16 protein-coding genes are annotated in these 21,358 nt (G+C 56.2%); 7 read left to right on the forward strand and 9 right to left on the reverse strand.

Annotated features, from left to right (window positions below; translation table 11 throughout):
- The gene (locus tag FHS21_RS25430; RefSeq protein WP_112527281.1) at positions 1-432 is read left to right on the forward strand and encodes a DUF1810 domain-containing protein; all 432 of its coding nucleotides are present in this window, start codon (positions 1-3) and stop codon (positions 430-432) included.
- Between the two features lie 43 nt (positions 433-475).
- On the opposite strand, the gene FHS21_RS25435 is transcribed toward FHS21_RS25430, so the two are convergent.
- Positions 476-2,023, reverse strand: a complete 1,548-nt coding sequence (locus FHS21_RS25435) for a calcium-binding protein (protein ID WP_162701853.1) — start codon at positions 2,021-2,023, stop codon at positions 476-478.
- A 490-nt stretch (positions 2,024-2,513) separates the two neighbouring features.
- Between FHS21_RS25435 and FHS21_RS25440 the strand changes: the two genes are divergently transcribed.
- From FHS21_RS25440 to FHS21_RS25450, 3 genes are read left to right on the forward strand one after another with little or no spacing between them, the layout of a single operon-like run.
- Entirely contained in the window at positions 2,514-3,566 is a 1,053-nt protein-coding gene (locus FHS21_RS25440) for a type III polyketide synthase (RefSeq protein WP_112527269.1), read from the forward strand.
- Positions 3,563-4,069 carry an isoprenylcysteine carboxyl methyltransferase family protein gene (locus tag FHS21_RS25445; RefSeq protein WP_112527267.1) on the forward strand — a complete coding sequence of 169 codons (507 nt, stop codon included), beginning with the start codon at positions 3,563-3,565 and terminating at the stop codon, positions 4,067-4,069. Before FHS21_RS25440 ends, FHS21_RS25445 begins: the two co-directional genes overlap by 4 nt.
- Complete coding sequence (locus FHS21_RS25450) at positions 4,053-5,615, forward strand: DHA2 family efflux MFS transporter permease subunit (RefSeq protein ID WP_183664772.1); 1,563 nt, start codon at positions 4,053-4,055, stop codon at positions 5,613-5,615. Before FHS21_RS25445 ends, FHS21_RS25450 begins: the two co-directional genes overlap by 17 nt.
- Positions 5,616-5,671: 56 nt before the next feature.
- Here FHS21_RS25450 and FHS21_RS25455 read toward each other — a convergent pair whose 3' ends face one another.
- From FHS21_RS25455 to FHS21_RS25470, 4 genes are read right to left on the reverse strand one after another with little or no spacing between them, the layout of a single operon-like run.
- Complete coding sequence (locus FHS21_RS25455) at positions 5,672-6,499, reverse strand: ABC transporter permease (protein WP_112527263.1); 828 nt, start codon at positions 6,497-6,499, stop codon at positions 5,672-5,674.
- A 2-nt stretch (positions 6,500-6,501) separates the two neighbouring features.
- Positions 6,502-7,776, reverse strand: a complete 1,275-nt coding sequence (locus FHS21_RS25460) for an ABC transporter permease (protein WP_112527261.1) — start codon at positions 7,774-7,776, stop codon at positions 6,502-6,504.
- Between the two features lie 2 nt (positions 7,777-7,778).
- Complete coding sequence (locus tag FHS21_RS25465) at positions 7,779-8,828, reverse strand: ABC transporter substrate-binding protein (RefSeq protein ID WP_112527259.1); 1,050 nt, start codon at positions 8,826-8,828, stop codon at positions 7,779-7,781.
- A gap of 36 nt (positions 8,829-8,864) precedes the next feature.
- Positions 8,865-9,971: an ABC transporter ATP-binding protein gene (locus tag FHS21_RS25470; RefSeq protein ID WP_112527279.1), complete on the reverse strand. Its 1,107-nt coding sequence runs from the start codon at positions 9,969-9,971 to the stop codon at positions 8,865-8,867.
- Positions 9,972-10,186: 215 nt separating this feature from the next.
- Here FHS21_RS25470 and FHS21_RS25475 point away from each other — a divergent pair, with 215 nt between their 5' ends.
- The 3 genes from FHS21_RS25475 (at position 10,187) to FHS21_RS25485 (ending at position 13,405) form a co-directional block, all read left to right on the forward strand.
- Complete coding sequence (locus tag FHS21_RS25475) at positions 10,187-11,647, forward strand: aminotransferase-like domain-containing protein (RefSeq protein WP_246411201.1); 1,461 nt, start codon at positions 10,187-10,189, stop codon at positions 11,645-11,647.
- Positions 11,648-11,656: 9 nt separating this feature from the next.
- Complete coding sequence (locus tag FHS21_RS25480; protein WP_112527257.1) at positions 11,657-12,904, forward strand: NAD(P)/FAD-dependent oxidoreductase; 1,248 nt, start codon at positions 11,657-11,659, stop codon at positions 12,902-12,904.
- Between the two features lie 225 nt (positions 12,905-13,129).
- A complete protein-coding gene (locus FHS21_RS25485) occupies positions 13,130-13,405 on the forward strand; it encodes a hypothetical protein (protein WP_183664774.1) in 276 nt (91 codons plus the stop codon).
- An 18-nt stretch (positions 13,406-13,423) separates the two neighbouring features.
- On the opposite strand, the gene FHS21_RS25490 is transcribed toward FHS21_RS25485, so the two are convergent.
- The 4 genes from FHS21_RS25490 to bcsA are packed head-to-tail and all read right to left on the reverse strand — an operon-like array spanning position 13,424 to position 21,295.
- On the reverse strand, positions 13,424-15,736 hold the full coding sequence (locus tag FHS21_RS25490; RefSeq protein ID WP_183664776.1) for a cellulose synthase: 2,313 nt from the start codon (positions 15,734-15,736) through the stop codon (positions 13,424-13,426).
- Positions 15,733-16,785: a family 8 glycosyl hydrolase gene (locus FHS21_RS25495; protein WP_112531942.1), complete on the reverse strand. Its 1,053-nt coding sequence runs from the start codon at positions 16,783-16,785 to the stop codon at positions 15,733-15,735. Before FHS21_RS25495 ends, FHS21_RS25490 begins: the two co-directional genes overlap by 4 nt.
- Positions 16,782-19,118: a cellulose biosynthesis cyclic di-GMP-binding regulatory protein BcsB gene (locus FHS21_RS25500; RefSeq protein WP_183664778.1), complete on the reverse strand. Its 2,337-nt coding sequence runs from the start codon at positions 19,116-19,118 to the stop codon at positions 16,782-16,784. The genes FHS21_RS25495 and FHS21_RS25500 overlap by 4 nt, the downstream gene beginning before the upstream one ends.
- Complete coding sequence (gene bcsA / locus FHS21_RS25505) at positions 19,118-21,295, reverse strand: UDP-forming cellulose synthase catalytic subunit (RefSeq protein ID WP_183664780.1); 2,178 nt, start codon at positions 21,293-21,295, stop codon at positions 19,118-19,120. The genes FHS21_RS25500 and bcsA overlap by 1 nt, the downstream gene beginning before the upstream one ends.
- Positions 21,296-21,358: the final 63 nt, after the last annotated feature.

A 21,358-nucleotide genomic window follows, 5' to 3' on the forward strand; every position in this document is an offset into this window, starting at 1 on the left:
ATGACAGAAGCAACCGAATTTGACCTGGAAAGGTTTGTCCAAGCGCAGGAACCTCTCTTTGAGCGGGTGCTCGAGGAGTTGAGGTCAGGGCAAAAACGCAGTCATTGGATGTGGTTCGTCTTTCCACAGCTGAAGAATCTTGGCCACTCCTCCATGGCACAGTTTTACGGCATAGCATCGCTTGAAGAAGCGCGAGCTTATCTGGGTCATCGGCTACTAGGCAACCGGTTGGTGATCTGCACTGAAACATTGTTGACCCACACCGATATGCCTCTCAATCGAATACTGGGATCTCCCGATGATCTGAAGTTCTGTTCGTCGATGACCCTCTTTTCACTGGCATCGAGTGATGCTGTTGTTTTCAAACGTGCTCTGGATCAATTCTGCGACGGTCGCATGGACAAACGGTCGCTGGCGATTCTAGGGTTTTAGCGGAACGGGGTCCAAGCTTGACTAGGCTAGCGCAGAATTGGCCTTACAGCGTGAAATCATGCGCTAACAATCCGGAATCGAGATGCCCGTCGACCTGAATGATCAAGTCGGCGATACCGTCGCCATTGCTATCGGCCTGGACCATCCAATGATCGAGATCGGTGGGCGCATCCTGTTGAACCTGGAATATCCGTAGCTCGCCCGCAGAATTCGAGAATTCACTATCGCCGATGAGATGAAAGGCCTGGTCATCGGATGTAGCGGCATCAGCGTCGATGCCGCTGAGATCAATCCTGTCTCCTTCGCTGGAACTGAAGTCGGTGATCGTGTCGCTGCCGATTTGCGCTGCCCGGAACGCGAAACTATCGTCGGCCTTGTCGAAAGTGAACGTATCGGCTCCGCCGCTGCCGGTCAGGGTATCGGAGCCGAGCCCACCTTCGATGATATTGTCCGAGGCATTGCCGCCGATTGAATCGTCGAAACGGCTGCCGATGAAGTGCTCGATGTCTATATAGTAGTCTGGGCCAATGTCGGATGGATCATGTGCTTGGGACATGTCCAGCGTGTCGAAGCCTTCGCCGCCCGATATGATGTTGTTGCCGCCATTGCTGACGATGATATCGTCCCCGGCACCGCCCATCAGTGTGTCCCGTTCCATCCCTCCGATGAGCACGTCGTTGCCTGCGCCGCCCCAGATAAAGTCCTGCCCGGCACCACCATCGATCAGATCGTTGCCATCGCCGCCGGCGATGAAATCCCCGTCGTCGCCCCCGGCGATGAAATCACCGCCGGCACCGCCGCTGATGTGATCTATCCCCGCACCACCATTGATCCTGTCGATGCCGTCGCCGCCATTGATGCGATCTCCGCCGGCGCCTCCGCTGATCGTGTCGTCTCCCGCACCGGCATCGAGGCTGTCAATGCCATCGCCGCCAACGAGATTGTCGTTGCCGGCCGCGCCGCTGATCAGATCGTCGCCCGTGCCGCCGTCGATCCAGTCATCGCCATCACCGCCGAGGAGATGATCATTGCCTTCGCCTCCGCTCATCCGGTCATTGTCCAGCCCGCCTTCAAGCCAGTCATTGCCGCTGCCAGCCCGCAGAATGTCGTCCCCGATCCCGCCAAGAAGCCTGTCATCGCCGGTTCCGCCATCAAGTGAGTCCGCGCCCAGGCCACCGGCAAGGATGTCATTGCCGCCGCCGCCGACCAGGCCATCATCGCCGGCAAGGCCTGCGAGCACGTTGTCGCGCCCGTCACCGGTCAAAAGATCATCGAACTCCGATCCCACCACGCTGGAGAATCCGGCGGCGACCCGGTCTCCCCAGGCATCTCCACCGGCGGCAATGTCGAGGTACCCGTCAGTGCCCACGGAGGTCAAATCGATCCGCACCGCCTCGGGTGAGGAGGCGTAGCCCACCGTGTCATATATATCGCCGACGAGCGTATCGCCGCCCCCATGGCCTTCGACATACCAGCGAAAGGGACTGTCTATGCGAATTTCCTCTGCCCGATCGGTACCGATGGCAACGTCATAGACACCATTAATCTCTCCGACCCCAAGCAGATCGAACAAAAACCTGTCAATTGGCATTTGGGCCTCCATGTTTGAAAAGACGGAAGTATAAGTTAACCAATGTCAACTTGAACTAACGAAGACGTTTCTACAAATTAAATTTTCTTAGGAGATTATATTGCCATGCGACTGAAATTTTACTGTATTTTTGAAGTATTTTTGAAGAGAATTAAATTCGCCTCATGAGCGACGTTTCTATTCCTGCTGACGATAAGAAATCTCGTTGTAGGATGATTTTCGGACGTTTGTTGAGTGTATCATAGGACATGCCCATGGCACGCCCGTCGTCTTCACCAAACGGGGCCGGCATCCAATCGGTTTGCAGGTCCCGCCTTCTTCGGCGGCGGCGACGCTTACTACTGCCGGTAATTATCGAGACCAGGCGGTATAATTATTCCCCGAATATTGATACCAGTTCAGGTGTTGTCGAAGAGATGTGTCTTGCAGGATCCTCGTGGTAGCACTTGTGCCACGTCGACAGCAGAGGCAATGTCACCAAGGAGTGTCGATGTCTCAATCCGTGAAACTGATATCAATCGGCACAGCAGTGCCCGCTCACATTATTCAGCAACGTGATGCCGCTGCTGCGGCACATAAGGCTTTTTCGGCCCGATTCCGAGACTTTGACCGTTTGGCGAAAGTCTTCGAGAGTTCGGGCATTCGCACGCGCTACGCTGTCCAACCACTAGAATGGTATCTGGAACCTTTGGGGTGGCCGGAAAGAAATGCCGCTTATATTGAGGGAGCGTGCAGTTTGTTCGTCTCGGCTGCCAATACCGCCTTGGAGAAGGCAGGCATCAGGGGAAAAGATGTCGATACGGTTGTGACAATTTCGTCGACGGGTATCGCCACTCCGAGTCTGGAAGCCCGCGTGGCTCAGCAAATGGGATTTCGCGATGACATCGAACGAGTGCCCGTTTTTGGTCTGGGCTGTGCGGGCGGTGTATCCGGGTTCTCCATTGCCTCCCGACTTGCGAAGTCAAGACCTGGAACGGTCGTCCTGTTAGTCGCTGTTGAACTGTGCACACTGGCGTTCCGGTTGGATCAACTGACAAAAGCCAATATCGTTGCCAGCGCGCTTTTCGGGGACGGTGCGGCGGCATGCGTCCTGAAGGTTGCAGACGAAGGAATAGCCGACATCGAGATGTCCGGCCAGCACACTTGGCCAAACACGCTGGACATAATGGGTTGGAGCGTTGACAGACAGGGTTTCGGCGTCATTTTCGATCGCGATATTCCGCCTTTTGCCGAAGAGCGCATCGCCCCGGCTATTTCCGGAATCCTCGGACGCGCGAATCTTGAACTTGCGGATATCGATAGATTTGCCTGTCATCCCGGCGGAGCCAAAGTCGTGACTGCACTGGAGACTGCGCTTTCCCTTGGTCAAGGGAGCTTGGACCATGAACGTGACGTGCTATCCAAGTATGGAAATATGTCGGCCCCTACAGCACTATTCGTTCTCGAGCGAGTCGTCGAGCCGGGTTTGCCATCCCGCACATTGCTGACGGCGATGGGCCCGGGCTTCAGCGTTAGCTGTGTTTCGCTCAAGAGAGCCGCATGATCGCGGCTTCGATGCTCCTCGCCTTCGTCACCATCGAGCGTCTTGGTGAACTCCTGCTCGCCAGACGTAACACCAAAGCCCTGCTGGCGAAGGGAGCATATGAAGCTGCGCCGGGTCATTATATTTTCATCGTGGCGTTGCACGCTGCCTGGCTTGTCGGCTTGTGGATTTTTGCCTGGGATAAGCCGATTGAACCAGGATGGCTTGCCGTTTTCATATTGCTTCAAGGCCTGCGGTTCTGGGTGCTTGGGACGTTGGGCAAGCGCTGGACCACGCGTATCATCGTTTTCCCGGGAAGCCCTCTCGTGAGAACAGGCCCTTACCGTTTCCTTTCGCATCCGAATTATGTCGTCGTGATCGGAGAGATCGCCGTGCTGCCCTTGTGCTTTGGGCTGGTATGGTATGCTGTCGCATTCTCCGCGCTGAATGCCTTCGTTCTGGCGGTAAGGATTCGCGAAGAGAATTCCGCGCTTTCGGAGTTGCGCCATGATGCAATGCCCTGATGCAGGCGAAGCGCGGTTGCCAAGTCTTTCAACTTGGCTGGGCTTTTTCGCAATGTGCATCGGGATGTTCATGGCCATTCTCGACGTCCAGATCGTTGCCACGTCGCTACCAACAATCCAGAGTGCTTTGGGCATCAACCCAGATCAAATGAGCTGGATTCAGACCGCCTATTTGATCGCCGAAATCGTTGCCATCCCTCTGACTGGCTTCTTGACCCGCTTGCTTAGTATGCGTTGGCTTTTGGTATTTGGCACATTGCTGTTTACCGCTGCTTCCGTCGGATGTGCGCAAAGCGATAGTTTCAATGCCCTTTTGTGCTGGCGTGTCCTGCAGGGGTTCTCAGGCGGGACCTTGATCCCGTTGGTTTTCTCTGCGGTTTTCCTGTTGTTTCCGCAGCGGCACCAAAGCATCGCCACAACCGTCGCTGGTGTCGTCGCAGTCATGGCTCCGACTGTCGGACCAATCATCGGGGGGTGGATAACGGAGACGTACTCATGGCACTGGCTCTTTTTAATCAATGTCGTCCCTGGCTTGGTCGCGGCGTCATTGGCAGCTTTACTGCTTCCGCGCGCGCCCATGGAGCTCAAGTATTTCCGTTCGATTGATTTTCAATCGCTGGCAATGATGGCGATGGGACTTGCCGCCTTGGAGATCGCATTGAAAGAAGCGCCGCAACGCGGCTGGCTAGGCCCCGTCGTTTTGTCACTTTCGGCTTTCAGCGTGATTATGCTGGCGGCCTTTACCCGGCGAACATGGACGTCGCTCGCGCCGATAGTCGATCTGCATAACTTCAAGGACCGAAATTTCACTATTGGCTGCATTCTGAGTTTTGTTCTGGGGTTCGGTCTGTTCGGATCGGTATATCTCATGCCCGTTTTCCTGGCTTTCGTCAGGGGCCACAACGCACTGCAAATCGGCGAAATAATGCTTGTGACCGGCATTGCGCAGCTGATGATTGCGCCCTTTGCCGTCATGCTGGAACAACGGGTCGAAGCGAGACTGCTGTCAACCATAGGCTTTCTGTTGTTCGCAATTGGCCTCGGTTGCAGTGCGTTTCAAGTACCGCAAACCGATACTTCCGCGATGTTCTGGCCTCAAGTCATCCGCGGTCTCGCAATAATGTTTTGTCTGCTCCCGCCGACGCGTCTTGCCCTGGGTGGTCTCCAAGATGACAGGGTTCCGGATGCCAGTGGCTTATTCAATCTGATGCGCAATCTTGGCGGCGCGATAGGTCTGGCGCTGATTGACACGGTCATTTATACGCGATCAACAACGCACGGCATCGCAATAGCCAACGGTTTGCTGGGGGGTGATCAGCGGACGGAAAGATTTATTGGAATGCCTGCCAACGAAGTTGTTGCGCATATGCCGGGTAAATTCGATGCGATTGCTCAGAGCATTTTCAGCCCAATGGTTGCAAGGGCGGCGATGGTGCAATCGATCAATGATGCATGGGCCATGATAGCGCTGATAACTTTGATACCTCTGCTGATCATCATGTTTGCCTACCAGCTTCCACCGAAGGCCTCACCCGGAAATCATTGATGGCCACGCCGTCGGTTCACGTTTGGTGCTACGTCACGTTCACGTAGACACGGACCTCATGCGAATGTTTTTACCTTCCTGGCACCGCGTCTTGCCAGAAGATTGGCAACCACGAGCAATATGATCGAAAGCAGCATCATGAGCGTTGCGGCGGCGGTGATTGCCGGGCTCAGCCTTTCGCGCAGGCCGATGAACATTTCGAGCGGCATCGTTCGCTGATTGGCGCTGGCAAGAAACTGGGCAACGACGACCTCATCGAAGGACGTCACGAAGGCAAAAGCTGCTCCCGACAGGACACCGGGCAGGATCAAGGGCAGCATAACCCGATAGAACGCTACAACGGGTTTGGCGCCGGCAATCGATGCGGCCAGCATGAGATTGCGATCAAATCCCGTCAGGCTAGCCCCAACGGTCACGACCACAAAGGGACTGGCGAGGGCGGTATGAGCGAGAATTATCCCCAAATAGGTGCTGGCCAAACCAACCCGTGCATAAAAGAGATAGGACCCTACAGCGGTGATGACCACCGGCACGATCAAGGGGGAGATCACCAGCGGCATGATGATGCGTCGCGCCGGGAATCTCTCGCTGGATAGCGCTATCGCCGTCAACGTCCCGAGCGCTGTGGCGAGGGTGGTGGTGCCGAAGGCGATGATCAGACTGTTGCCAATTGCCGTCTGCCAGCGGTCGGTGCCAAGAACCACCTCGTACCAGCGCGTGGAAAACCCCTCCAGCGGAAACACGAAGAAGGCTCCGCTGTTGAACGAAAGCGGCACGGGGATGAGGATCGGCACCATCAGAAAAGCGATTACGAGTGCTCCCCAGAGCCACAACAACGTAACCCGTATTCGTTCACCGATCGTGGGATAGGGAGATAACAGCATGATCACACCGGCTTCAAGCGATCGAGACCGAGCATGCGGGCAAACACCGCATAAAGTCCCATGGTGAAAACGAGGAGGATAAAACTGAGCGCAGCAGCCATTTCCCAATTCAGTTCGACATTGACGTAGTTGGCAATGAAATTGCTAATCAGCTGGTCGCCAGCGCCGCCGATTAGAGCTGGCGTAATGTAGTAGCCGAGGCAAAGAATGAACGTCAGCAAACAGCCGGCCATAATTCCCGGCACCACCTGCGGAAGATAGACGCGCAAGAATGATGTCACCGGCCTGCCGCCGAGGGAATACGCTGCGCGCATCTGCGACGGCTGGATGGTGCGCATGACGCTGTAGATCGGCAGTAGCGTGAACGGTAACTGGATGTGGGTCATGGCAATGATGAGCCCAAGCCGGCTGTACATCAGGTCGAGTCTGGTGCCGGTCACGCCGAGCCAGAGGAGAACATCATTGACCAACCCGAATTTTTGCAGAAGCACAGTCCACGCTGCGGTCCGCACAAGGATCGACGTCCAGAACGGCAGTAGAACGGCAACAATGAGTATTGCCCCCACTGTTTTTGGCACGCTGGAAATCAGGTAGGCGAGGGGAAAACCCAATATGAGTGTAGCAAGCGTAACCGTTGCCGCCACGAGGAAGGTACGTGCGAAAACGCGCAGGAATATAGCCTGCTCTGGCGGGACGCGTTCAATGCTTCCATCGGCGTTCCAGCGAAGGTCGACCGCACTCAAGAGATAGAACGAGGTGAGGGCATGTCTTCCTCTCTCTATTGTCGCCCACGTGCCAGGGCTGGTCCAGAACGGCATCGATTTGATGACGGCTACAGTGTCAAACACTCCTTCCTTGTCGAGTGCGCGGGCGGTCTTGAGGATCTGGCTGCGCGCGCCGGGCAATCGCGCATTCAGACTTTTCGCAAGTTCCGAAAGATTTCCATTTTGCTGACTGGCTTTGAGATCGGCGGCGAGTGCTTGAAGGGTTTTGTCATCAGGGATTCCGTTGCCGCTCCAGCTCTGCATCGCCGCGCTGGTGAGCGGCAAAGCATTGCCTATCGTTGGGTCGTAAACGGCTCGCGACAGGAGAATGGCAATCGGAATGCCGAAACTGAGCAGCAACAGAGCCAAGAGTGGCGTGGCAATCGCGAACGAACGCAGGCGTTCGCGTGCCTGGGATCTCCGAATCGCCGCCGCGACCGACCTGGTGTCGGCCGCGTTGGGGGCGGTAAAGAACTGCCCCTGATCCATGTTAGTGGGCTGGACCGTGGACATGGCTATTGCGCGAGCCAGGCGTTAAAGCGCTTGACCAGATCCTCGCCATAATCGCCCCAAAACTCGGTATCAGCGACGAGATAGGATTTCATATGCTCCGGAGCATTCGGCAATTTGGGCAGCGCATCGGCAGCCACGAACTCAGTTGCGTCGATACGAACCGGACCATAGGTGATATGACTAGCGAGCTTGGCGTTGTTCTCGGGCTTGCTGATGTAGGCGAGATATTTATAGGCAAGCTCCGGGTTCTTCGCGCCTTTCGGAATGCTGATCATGTCATATTCGAGGATCTGACCGTCCCAGACGATCTTGAACGGCTTTGAATCCGTATCGATCGCATTCTGGATGCGGCCGTTCCATGCCGTCGTCATGACCACTTCTTTTGAGGCAAGCAATTGCGCCGGTTGTGCACCGGCATCCCACCAGACAATATCGCTCTTGATCGTATCCAGCTTCTTGAATGCGCGATCAACGCCTTCCGGGGTCCCAAGGACCTCGTAGACCTGATCTGCCGGCACTCCGTCAGCCATAAGCGCCCACTCAAGATTCTGCGCGGGGAATTTCCGCATTGCGCGCTTGCCGGGAAATTTCGTCGTATCGAATATATCGAGCACCGATGTTGGCGCTTCTTTCAGGACATTCGGATCATAGGCGAGGATGTCGCCATAGGCATCAAGGCCGACGCCGCACTTGAGGGCGGAGCCTTCAATGAATTTGGATTGATCGGCAATCTTTGAATAATCGAGCGGCTCGAGGATGCCTGCATCACAACCCTGCAGAACCGTAGCAGTCTCGACGGTAACAAGGTCGATCGGCACATTACCCGTGTCGACCATGGCTTTGACCTTGCCGAGATCGCCAAGATATTCCTGTTCGACAATCTTGATGCCAGTTTCCTTGCTGAAAGGTTCGAACCAGGCTTTACGCTGCGCGTCCTGCCACGCACCGCCGCTGGCCATGATGGATAACTCCTCGGCAATGGCGGAATGACTGAAAAGTGCGCAGACGGCGACTGTCGCCAAGGCAACGGAATGAAAAGAATTGCGTTTCATGGATCCCTCTCTTGTTCTTAGTTGTGGTCTTTGTACCTATTGCTGTGCCGGAAATGCGCGGCAATCCGTGTGCGACCAGCCGAGCCTAATTCGTTGAGCTTCTGTCGTTGTCGTTTCAGGGCCAACCTTCACGCTCAGCAGTTGGCCATTGTCGAGCCGCGCAAGGAGCCGCAAATGATCGCCGAGATAGATCCTTCCCTCGACAGTCGCCTCGAAATCGTTCTCCTCATCGGCAGCCGCAGCGATCCGAATGCATTCAGGGCGGATGGCGACTTGGCATGAGGTTCCTTGAGCTCCAATGTCGATGGCAGTCGCGCGGAGGCATCCGCCACCCTTCAAGGCTACTTGGCAAACATTGCCAGAAACCTGTTCGATAACGCCTTCGAGCGTGTTGTTCTCGCCGATAAAACCCGCGACGAAGGGACTCTCCGGTTTTTTGTACAAACTGTCCGGCGTGCCGATCTGGGCGATGCCGCCATTGTTGAATACGGCGACGCGATCCGACATGGTCAGCGCTTCGCTCTGATCGTGGGTGACGTAAACGATGGTCACTCCCAACATGGAATGAAGCTGCTTGATCTCAAGCTGCATGTGTTCGCGCAGTTTCTTATCAAGCGCTCCAAGCGGCTCGTCCATGAGAACAAGGCTCGGTTCGAACACCAAGGCTCGCGCCAGTGCAACGCGCTGCTGCTGCCCACCCGAGAGCTGCCCAGGCCGACGGTCGCCGAACTTCCGCAGCTGGATCATATCCAGCGCTTTATGGACGCGAGTGGTTACATCAGCTTTCGGAAGTTTGCGTACGGAAAGCGGGAACCCGACATTCTCCTCGACAGTCATGTGCGGAAACAGCGCATAGTTTTGGAAGACCATGCCAATGTTGCGTTCATAGGGTGGTCGACGGTCGACAGATTGCCCGTCTAACATGATGCTGCCGTTGGTTGGACGCTCGAAGCCCGCCAGCATATTCAGCGTGGTCGTTTTGCCGGAGCCTGAAGGCCCGAGCAATGTGAGGAACTCGCCCTTTGCCACATGCATGTTGAGCCGTGTCACTGCAAACGTACGGCCGTCGTAGGACTTCTCGACGTCGACGAATTCGACAAAGCGATCGGGTTCCGCGTGAGAGACGCTTTTCGCAGCTAACATTTCGAATTGTCTATTGGTATGCGCGACCATCATTGGATCCACGCTGCTTCACGCAACCAAAGTTTTGGGCACATCTGCTCCTCCTCGGGGATCGTTGAACTTATATGATCATACAATCGGCCATTAGTGGGATAATGAACCATACAATCGCTATGTCAAGTTTTAATTGTGTGGTATTTTCAACAAAAATTATGTTGATTGAAAAGTTATCCTACATGAATTCGATTGTTTGGCCATTTGTCGTATGGTACAAGCCGGATGTTAACGCGCAGAATGGCTCAATATTGATGATGCAAGATTTGCAGCTTTCCGGAGGCGAAGGCCCCGTTTACCGTCGCCTTGCGGACGCAATTGCCGACCGGATCGCGAGCGGTCTGCTCACTGCCGGCGAGCGGCTGCCGCCCCAACGGGAGATCGCCCAAAGCCTTGGAATCAATGTAACAACCGTAACGCGGGCTTTCTCCACGCTTCAGGAGCGCGGGCTTATCGATGCGCGGCCAGGCAGGGGCATGCTTGTCGCGGATCAGAAGAATGACGCTGGGGCTGGCTTCGTTTCTGCTCCAAGCGAAGAGGCAGGTATCGTCGACCTTTCGATCAACCGCCCCGCTACCAATGCCTATCTCGACGTTTTCACAGCGCTTCTGCCACGACTTGCCAAGAACCGCCACTATGATTCAATTCAGGACTACCATCCTGCCGAGGGGCCGCTCTGGGCACGAACGGCAGTGGCGGATTGGCTGAAGCCGGTTGCGGGTGACGGCGATCCGGGGAGGGTTGTACTGACAATCGGTGCCCAGCATGCCCTCGACTGCGTCCTTAGTGCCGTGACCCAGAAAAGCGACGTCATTCTAGCCGATGAAGTGACGTACCAGGGCATCAATGCCCTCTGTCGCTCGCACGGTCTCGACCTGCGGGGCCTCGCGATGGACAAGGGTGGGCTCAGGCCTGACGCCTTCGACGCCGCCTGCGTACAATGGCGACCGAGAGCGGTTTTCTTGGTGCCCAGCCTGCATAATCCGACAACAATCACCCTCTCGGAAACGCGACGCAGAGAAATTGTTGAAATAGCGCGGCGACACAATGTGCTTATCATCGAAGATGATGTCTACCGTCCGCTGCTCAACGAGTCCCCGCCGTCGTTCGCTAGTCTCGAACCGGAACTAACCGTTTATATCGGCGGATTTTCCAAGTGCGTGGCGCCGGGATTGAGGTTTGGCTTTGCTATTGGGCCGCGATTCATGATGGGGCAGGTGGCGGCAGCGCTCCGGATCAACTGCTGGAGCGTTAATCCGATGGCGGCGCTGATCGCAACCATTCTACTCGAAGAGGGCACCGCGGTTGAGGTGATAGACGCCCAGAAAGCGGAGCTTTCACAACGGCAACACATTCTCATCGAAATGCTTGGAGACTTCGATCTTCAGACCGATGTGACCTCAACCCATGCTTGGTTACACTTGCCCGAACCTTGGCGCGGCGCCAGCTTTGCCCGCACGTGCCTGCAGCGGGGCGTTGGTGTTTTGCCTGGTGATGCTTTCGCAGTCGGACGTGAACCCGTACAGCACGGCGTACGCATCAATATCGGTGCGGCGCGCTCCCGGGACGACCTCCGGCGTGCTCTGAAGATAATGCGCGAATTGCTGGAAGCAGGACATCTGCAGATTCCGGGTTTCGTGTAGGAGAATCTGGTGAGCAGGCCAAGGAATATCGAAATCGCAATCGTTGGCGCTGGCGTCATAGGTCTGACTATCGCGCTGCGATTGGCGTCAGAGGGGCGCGAGGTCCTTATGATCGACCCGAACGAACCTGGTTCGGGAGCGTCGTTCGGAAATGCCGGAACATTTGCAGACTACGCTTGCGTGCCAGTGGGCAACCCGGATGTTCTCAAAAATCTGCCGCGACTATTGTTCGATGCCAACAGCCCGTTTTCATTGCGTTGGGCAGCACTCTTCCAGATTTCACCTTGGCTGGTGCAGTTTGTACGTCAATCCCTGCCTGCGGCTGCCCGCGCAAATGCTGCTGCTCTGGCAGACTTGCTGGTCGAAGCCCTGCCGGCCTGGGAAGAGATGGCGGTGGAAGCTGGAGCCGAAAAACTCATGCGCAGGAACGGCTGTCTTTATGTGCAGCAAAACACGAGCAACCGCTCCCGCGGGTCGTGGGCTCATACGATTCGGTGCGAGCTCGGGATGCGTCAGGAAACACTCAGTGCGGAGGAAGTGGCTGCGATGGAGCCGACGCTTCCGCGGTTCGAGGGCTCCGGCGTCTTTTTCCCCGACTCTATACATGTCACGGATCCGAGCGCGTTGATGCGTCAGCTTTCTGCAGCAGGAAACGCCAAAGGCGTGGACGTTCATAGATCGCGAGTGGTTAATCTCAAAATCAATGGTGATCGGACGCATCTCAGCGGGCCTGATCTCGATCTGACGGCTAAAACCGTAGTGATCGCGGCTGGTGCTTTTTCCAGGGAACTCGCTTTGCAGGCGGGGGACAGGATTCCGCTCGAAACCGAGCGCGGTTATCATCTCGAATATACAACGGAAAGTCCGCTGCTCCAGCGTCCTGTTTGTCCGACCCATCTCGGATTTTACATGACGCCGATGGCCGGCAGGCTTCGGGTTGCTGGCACGGTGGAACTTGGAGGAACCTCGGCTGGCCCCAATCCTTCGCGGTTTGAACTCCTGGACCGCGGAGTCCGGCAGTATTTCCCCGAATTGGACCAGGCTTCATCGAAGTGGCTGGGTTTCAGGCCTTCTCTACCGGATTCCCGGCCGGTCATTGGACGGAGCCGCAATAGCGATAATGTGGTGTACGCCTTTGGCCATGGCCATCTCGGACTCACCTTGGCCGCCATCACGAGCAGATTAGTCGCTGGTCTCATCAACGGCAACACGGACCCGGTGACGGCGCGCTTCACTCCAGAACGATTTGGCTCATGACCGATACAAAGTCTCGTCGACGGGTGGTTTCCGTGCTGCGGTAACCAAGAGGTTGCAACAGAACTGTTAAGGGGGTTTTCCAGGAAGTCAGGACAAAACTTAAAGAACGGCCTATAAAAGTTCGTGCTCTGGGCTTTCAACCTGCAGCTTGAGCTAGGAAGGAGGACACCAATCGAGTTAGACTGGTACGCTTTGTTTTCCGCTAACTCTCCTCAGGGAACGATCATGAACAGACCAATAACGGCTCTTCTTGCTTTGGTCTTAGCGATCAGCTTGCATTCCCCGGTTGCATTTGCCGAAGTGGACAGTGCAGCGCAGCTCGCAACTATCAACAAGATCATAAGAGGGGAGGGAAAGCCTGGTGAAACCGCTACAGCGAAAAACGGGGAAGTTATTTACACCGTTTTATTAGGTGGCATCGTTGAAATCAGAAATTTGCGCTACAACACCGTACAACGGTTCAGTACAATAAAACCGAACGATAACAACAGGTCAAAATAACAAGGTTTCCGATCTCCCTCAGTACTCCTTGTTCCGTATTGCCCTGACCGTTGCCATACCCCGCAAGCCGTCCTTGCTGCCCGTAGCCGCCACGGCTTCAAACACCCGCTGCGCATCGGATAGGCGATTCAAATTCAGGTAAGCATAACCGCGCAGAACCATGAGGTCGTTGCGCTCCGGTGCTATGCGCGCCCGTTGGTCAAGTGCGAGCAAGGCTTCGTTGTAGCGGCCGGCGGTAAAAGAATCCGTGGCGCGGGAGGCCAGCAGGGCGGTGTCGAGTTCGATCTGCCGTGATTGTCGCTGCCGCGCTTTGGACGCGGCGACAGCCGCCTTGTCGGCAAGTCCAGCACGGAGATAAGCGAGGCTCTGACCGTAGGCGGCGTCGCTCTTGGCCGCTTCCGATCGGCTGAGTAAACCTCGTTCGAATGCTGCCGCCGCTTCAAGTGGACGGTTCATGTCCATCAGGCACCAGCCGCGCGTCACTGCGCGGTCGGGCGAGAGCGTTTGCGGATCGATCGTTGTCGTGCAGCCGCGAGATGCACGCTGGCCGGTGTTGACCGTCGTTTGCTGCAGGGAACGTGTACGTCGCGGTTCTGGGGCCGGTTGCAGTGGTTCGGTTTGATATTGCGAATTCTGTGGCTGGGTAGCCCTGGTCCGCGCGATGGTTTCGGCAACCCGGTCTGCAAGAGTAGGGGCAAGCGTCGTACTGAGCGGAGTGGCTGCGACACCTGAACCGTCTTGGGGAAGTGTTGCTCCCGGATTTGTTGTTGGTTGGGTCGCCGTCAAGGTATCGGTACCAAAGCGCTCCGGTGACGGAACCAGACCGCGTTGACGCGTGTTGCGCAATTCCCCCAGCCGCGCAATCCGGTCGGACTTGCCTGCCCAGCGCCGCTGGATATCGGCGACTCCCGCCGTGTCGCCAAGCTGCTCGCGGGTTAGAACCAGACCATAGGATGATGGCTCGTCGTCGGGTTTCCATAGAAGTGCTGTTGAAAACCAGCCGGACGCCGTCTCGAACTGGTTGAGGAGGTAGGCATACCAGCCGAGCTGCTGTGCCGCATTGGCGTCCTTGGCCATCATGACTTCCGGAACCATACGTTGCAGTATCGCCGGAGCAATCTCGACAGGTGGGTCTTGTGCTAGAAGATTTGCAACGGCAGCCATATAAACGGCTTTCGCACCGTCTGAACTGTCGCGCCATTCATAGATGGTTGCCTCGGCTTCTGCCGGCCGCGACTGCGCGATCATTGCAAGCGCGAGGCCCTGCGAAGACGAGGCCGCATTTTCACGGTCATGGGAAAGCCTGAACCATTTTTCGGCGGACACCGGGTCGTTGCGACGGAGGTAGTACCAGCCAAGGATCAACGGGTCGGAAGGCTCGACAATGTCATTCGCCAGTTTCTCGACACGGCTCATATCGGCTGGCGATACCGCCAGTTTTGGGTCTGAGCCCGCGTCGGCAACTGCCTTTCGTGCGAGGTCATTGCGAATGGAATCGAATTCCTTGCCGCCGTCCTTATTCGTCTTTTCTCTTGCGAGCAAAACGTCGAGGTCGGTCCGGCTCAATAGTGGCAACGCTTTCTGAACTGTCGCCAGCCGCTCTTCGGGCTTGGTGCAGTTGTCGAGAATATACCCATAGGCGTCTTTGGCCCGTGCCGCACGGTCAGTCTTGGCAAATGCTTCGGCAACCCGCCAGAGCACATCGACATCGCTGCAAGTCAAAAGACTGTTGTGGGACGAACCGATGCGGATGACGGTATCATACTGCTTGAGGTCTGATGCGTTGATTAATTGCTCACGTGATTCTGCAAGCTCCACCAGCTGCAACATATCCGCCGGAGGCTTCCAGCCCGGCTCGGAGGTCTGTCGTTCCTGAATGGCTTTGCGCAGTTCCGGGAGTTTGCCAGCTGCATAAAGCTTCCACATCGCATCGAGCGCCGTGTCGGCTTGGGGAGCCACGGAGGTTGGATCATCAGGAGGCGTCCACCCGGGGTAAAGTGCGCGCAAACGTGCGATCTCCGCTTCGAGCCTGCGCTTGTCTCCTTGACGGGCGAAATAGCGAAGCGCCGTTTCATCCACCTTAGGCGCAGGCGCTGCACCGGGCGCTGGTGCAGCAGGCTTGGGAGCTTGCGTTTTCGGTGCCCGCCCGGACTGAACTACGACATAACCATCTTGGGCTTGCGCGTCCTGCGCCGGATCCCCACTCTCAGGCATTGCCGGACGGACTGAGCCGTTCGTGGTTGCGAGAGCTGGAACATAGTCCAACTGAACCGCGGCTACTCCGGCAAAGGCGGCGATAATGGGAAGAATGAGCAGTGTCGACTTCTTCATAGGCATTCCGGATGTTGGCCGTAGACAAAGGATAGCGACAACAAATGGAGTGTCGATGGATAATAAAGTGTTGGCCGGAAGGACCTTACGCTTTCGGGAAGCTTCTTCTTGTCGAGTACGCAATCGACCAGCGCAGGAATAATTGTGTAACCGGGGTCGGTCAGGGTCTCTGTCGCAGTTCCGCTCGGAATATCGACAATCGCGACGTTTGTACCGTCAGGCGACATGCCCTGGCGCAGCGGTTCGAGCTGTGCGCGATCGGTGACACCGGCGCGCATCATATAGAGCGGGATGCGCAAGGCATTGTAGCCGAATTCAGGCGGGAATCCCTTGGCTGGCTTGAAAACTGTTCTTGCGGAGATCCAGTCAGCAGGCAAAGAGCGTGGACCCCCGCGCGCGACATCGATCAATGACAAGCCATCCTTGCCAAGCCTGTTCCAATCAGTCGCTTGGTCGAGGGCTGCAAATTTCGGGAAAACCTCAAAAATCCAGTAGGAGAGGTTGATAACCGGGCCGTCCTCGCGATCAGCCGCCGAAAAACCGGTAACGCCAGGGAGCAGCAGAAGCTGCTTTTGAGCCTCGATCACATTTGCTTTGCCGATGGCCCGGATCATGGTTTTCGCGGTCGCCGTCAGATCATTGCGGTTCCAACCGGAACCGGCGAGAGTCAATGCGTATGCAATCAATATGTCGCCGTCGGAGGCGTTGTTGCTGTCGGTCACATGCGGCTTACTGTTGGGGTCCCATTTCCATACGGCAAGGCCATCGTCACGCAACAGAAACTCCGTGCGCGTGAACGACCAGATGAGGTCGAAATCTGCCTTGCTGTTGGCAAGGTACGCAAGGAGCAATCCATAACCCTGGCTCTCACTGTGGCTGATTTTACCGTTGGCGTCGTCGATAACACGGCCGCTCGTGTCGACGAAATGCGACTTGTAGGCCTGCCAGTCATCCGGCTTTACGTGAGCCTTTGCCGATGTTTGCCCCATGGAAGTGTTGCTCCAAACAAGAGCCGCGAGAACTGCCAAGGCAAGACTGTACAGCCTCATACGCGCCTCCCCAAATTGGAAAGGAGACGCGACGTGGCGATACCAAGCAAAGTCGAAAAGACGATGAGCAGCAGCGAAAACGAAAGTATATTGCCGGATAGCCAGTTCGCGATAATCAGGCGCATATTGGAAAAGGACAGGGGCTGTGTCGGCACGAAAGTAAATTCGCCGACAGGTACCTCCTGAATTTCGTCAGTGCCGCCTTTGTAGATGGAGATATGGCCGTCGAGTTTTGACCAGCGATCCTGCTGTGTCATGGCGCGAACACTGTCCAGAAGGCTATCGTCCGTAGGTGCAGTCACCAAGGTCCACACACCATCACCGGCAGGATTGGCCCTCTGCGCGACCAGCAGCGAAGCAGCCGGTTCCGGTGCATAGGGCTCGTCGCGGCCAGCATAAAAAGAGAATGAATTCAGCGAGATGTTGAAGGTACGGTTGAGCCAATCATCGAATGACGAGATCTGTCCGCGCCAGCCGCGTCCGGCGAGCCGCTCACGCCACTGATCGAATTCGACCTGCGTGGGACCCGTGTCGACCGCCGGTTCGACGCCCCGCACGTCGCTCCAGACCGTACGGATGTTCTCGGCAATGCCGGTCTGGGTCAGCACGGTCGACTCGATCTGGGGAATTGCGCCCATAAACAGGGCGTTTGAATTGACGGTGGAATTCGCCGTGGCGCGAGGGTCGACCTCAAGCGGCCTTCCTGCCGCGACGGACATGCGTGCGAGCAGGGTGGCGGCGGCGGAGTAAGTCTTTTCGCCCCCATTGTTGATAATCACCGGCAGCGGTTTGTCGGAGCGGCCATAGGGAAAGCTCGTGCCACTCAGGCCTGCCAGATTGGGCATTGTGCCGATCCTGGCGAAGTCAGGCATCACGAATTCTGACGTGTCGAACAAAGCGAAACGCGTAGGGGAGGTTGCGCCCGTTCCTGGTGCACACGCCGTGTCAGAACGCGTGCTGAGTACGGCTTCCAACGTAATCAGATTAGCGCCGGGACGGAAATGCCGCATGGTGAAACCGATAGGAAAATGCCGAAGAATTTCGCCGCCTCTCGTGGTTATGGGAAGCGTCGCAGCGATATTGTCATTGACGTAGATATTGATCTGGCTGCCCGGGAGAACGTCCTCGGAGTAAGCGGCATCCAGCAGAATTGTCGCTTTGCCATAGTCATTGGCATAAAAGTCCGATGGCACGCCGATTGCAAATTCCGTGCGCAAACGCCGTCCATTGAAGTTGCGTGTCGATACACCCAGCTCACTGAACTTCGCCCGGGACGCAGACGTGAACAAAGGAACATCGGGTGAGCGCCATGTCTGTGTTGAAAGGAACGAGCGGGGCACGCCGATTTCGCGCTTCAACGGATCGACTATGCTGGCGACAGCATTCGTTACGGTCTGCCAATCCGGCCCGCGGACGCGCAGCACAGAACCTCCCGTAGCCGGATCATCTACGAAAGCGGCGAGAGGTGCTCCAGGGGTGTTTGCGAGCAAGGCTTCCGGCAATCCTTGCAGTTCATCATCGGTGCCAACCAAGATCGTGAGAGAGCCGGGCAATTGCTCTTTCGGCATTGCCGGAGAGATCGTAACAGCCAGATTGGGCATATTGGCAAGGACCGCCAGTGCTTCGGCGAGATGTAGCATAGGCGCTGTCGCCGCCATACGATTGATGGCGGGCACGACGAGATTAAAGGTTGTGCGACCCGCCGCATCGACGCCGATGGCCCGTATATCATTGATCTTTCTGAATCTGCGGGCAGCATCTCCTGCAAATGACAGAAAGGTCTTGGACGGATCGACTTCCGCCCAAAGTTCATAAGTCGACTGGACGGTGCAGTCCGTCCGGTGACGTAGACTGGTACTCATCTTGAAGACGTTGAGACCTGCCTTCAATATTCCTGCCGGGACATCGACAGTCAGCGTCTTCCTGTTTTCCGACGATTGCACAGGTTCGTTGACGATCCGGGCATTGTTGATTGCCAAGGTCAGTGTCGACCATTCCGGCGCGACGATAAGGCTGTTCTGGTAAGTCAGTGACAACGTTGCCGCAGACGCCGCCTGATCCTCGGTAATGAAGACGGCCCAGGTTTTCTCGCCGGTTTCTCCACTGAAGGACAAGCTGTCTTGCGGGATGATATAGCGGACTGCCGGGGTTTCTACCTTTGGAGCGGGCAATACGGGAACGAGATCGGGCGTTGCAGGCACAGTCGGCTGTTCCGGTGGTGGAGCTGGTTCCTCCGCCGGTTTTTCAGGTGACATGTCGAACGGCGGGACCTGAGCCTGCAAGGGCAGCGTGGCAAGCACTGTCAATAGGCAGGCGGTGAACAGCCGTTTCATCACGTGCGCTCCCATCCCGCCTTGTCCCTTCCGGTGATCTGCCGAGCAAGATAGGAGAAGCCACGGTAGGTCTGGAACATGGCTACGCCGAAGAACCAGATGGTTCCCTTGATCAGGCCTGGATTGCCGCGCCTGTCGAGCTGAAATTTCGTCCATTGCGAAGAGTTTGCAAAGATCAGATCCGCTATCAGCTTATGGTCCGTGGGATCATCAGGCATGAACAGGCAGCCAACCGCAGTCTCGCCGGCCTGTTTTCGGATGTTTCGCACCTGAATGGGAAGATCGCCCATTTCGCCAGTCGCCGATGTCTTGAAGCGAACGTCCGATGCCATATCGATAGACAGCTGATCGGTGAGATTTCCCAAAAGCTGGACGCGTATGCCATTGACGGAAACATCGTCTATCGTTCCCGAAACCCATTTGTCGCCAAACCGGAATTCGCAACGCCTCGAAACCTTGACGCGGCGGGACGGCCGTTTATCTCCTCGTTCGGAGACCACGCCGAGAGCGCAACCAGCAAAGATCAGGTTGAGCAGGTTCCAGGCGCCAACAACCAACGTGACATCGGCCTTATAAGGCTCCGTATAAATACGATAGATTGTCACGCCGACACCGATGAGCAGCACGAAAAATATGACGAAGAAAGGTGCGGCCAGTTCCGACAGGCGGCTGCGGTCGATCCGTTCATCCTTCGCAGTCACCTTGAAAGTGGGTTTGCGCGGATTCAGCATCACCGAGATGACAGCGGGCAAAAGATGGATTGTTTGTACGTATTCGTAGAGTTCCGAAATCCACGGCCAGCGGAATGCGCCATAGAGATAATTCTGCATCATCAGGTTCACGATCATGTAAATGAGCGTATAGGCAAGGAACTCACCGCCGGATGCGGTGAAGATTTCGAGGCCGAAGAAAAGATAGAACAAGGGAGCAATGAGAAATATGGCGCGGGGAAAGGGGAACAGCCAGAACAGCGTTGAGGACAGGTAACACAGACGTTGCGGCAAGGAGAGACCGCCATTGAAAAGCGGAAAACGGAAGCGCAGAATTTGCATCATGCCTTGTGCCCAGCGGCTTCTCTGGCCGATGAAACTCGCAAAGGTCGCAGGCTGTAGCCCTGCAATAAGCGGCTTGTCGAGATAAACGCTGTTCCAGCCGCGTGAATGCAGTGCGATCGCCGTCTCGCAATCCTCGGTGATGCTGACGCCACTGAAACCGCCGGTCACGTTCAAAGCCTCACGGCGCAAGACCGCCGCTGATCCACAGAAGAACGCGGCGTTCCATTTATCAAGGCCGCGTTGGATGATGCCATAGAACATTTCGTTTTCGGATGGCATCTGTTCAAATGTCCGCAGATTGCGTTCGAGCGGGTCGGGATTGAGAAAGAAATGCGGTGTCTGGACAAGAAACAGCTTCTCGTCCTCATCGAAATAGCCAACTGTTTCTAACAGGAAATCGCGTGCAGGCGCGTGGTCGGCGTCGAAGACCGCGATCAGTTCGCCCGTCGAATGCTCCAGGCCGTTGTTGAGATTGCCGGCTTTCGCATGTGCGTTCTTCTCGCGGGTGAGATAGCGGACGTCGAGCGCTTCGCAGAGAGCTTTGAGGTCTGTGAAACGCTTCTCCGCGCTATGGGCTTCAACGATCTTTTCAGCATTGCGTTTTTGTACCGTCCCACCATCGTCAAGAATCCAGACGGTCATCCTGCCGGCAGGATAATCCATGGCCTTTGCCGCCGCCATGGTATTGGCCAGGAGTTCGATGTCCTCGTTGTAGGTCGGAATAAAGACGTCGACGCTCGGCAGTTTACCCTTGACTGTTGGCCGGTCGGGCCGGTGCGGCAGGGGCATAGCCACCACGAACAGACTAAGCGCCAGCATCATCACGCTATACATTTCCGCTAGATACAACAGGAAACCCGGGATGAAGTTTTCCAGCTGATTGATCGGGGGCAGGGTACTGGTCGTGCGCCAGTAGACATAGCGCATGACGATAGCCGTGCCGAAGGCTAGCGCGATCAACCGCCAGATACCGCCTGCATTCAGTGTCTTGAGCACCATCATGATTGCCAGCACCGTTGCACCCGCGATCAGCTGCGTCTGCAGGTTCACCGGTAAAGTGACGAGCAGGAGCACGCAGATCGACATGAACATCCATGTCATGATGATGCCTAGTCTACGCATGAATCACCGTTTCGATATGATGATTGGCAGTTGAGGCGTTCATATCATTTCCCGATTGCGTGA

The sequence above is a fragment of the Phyllobacterium trifolii genome (assembly GCF_014192095.1).
In the GTDB taxonomy this organism is placed as follows: Bacteria; Pseudomonadota; Alphaproteobacteria; order Rhizobiales; family Rhizobiaceae; genus Phyllobacterium; species Phyllobacterium trifolii.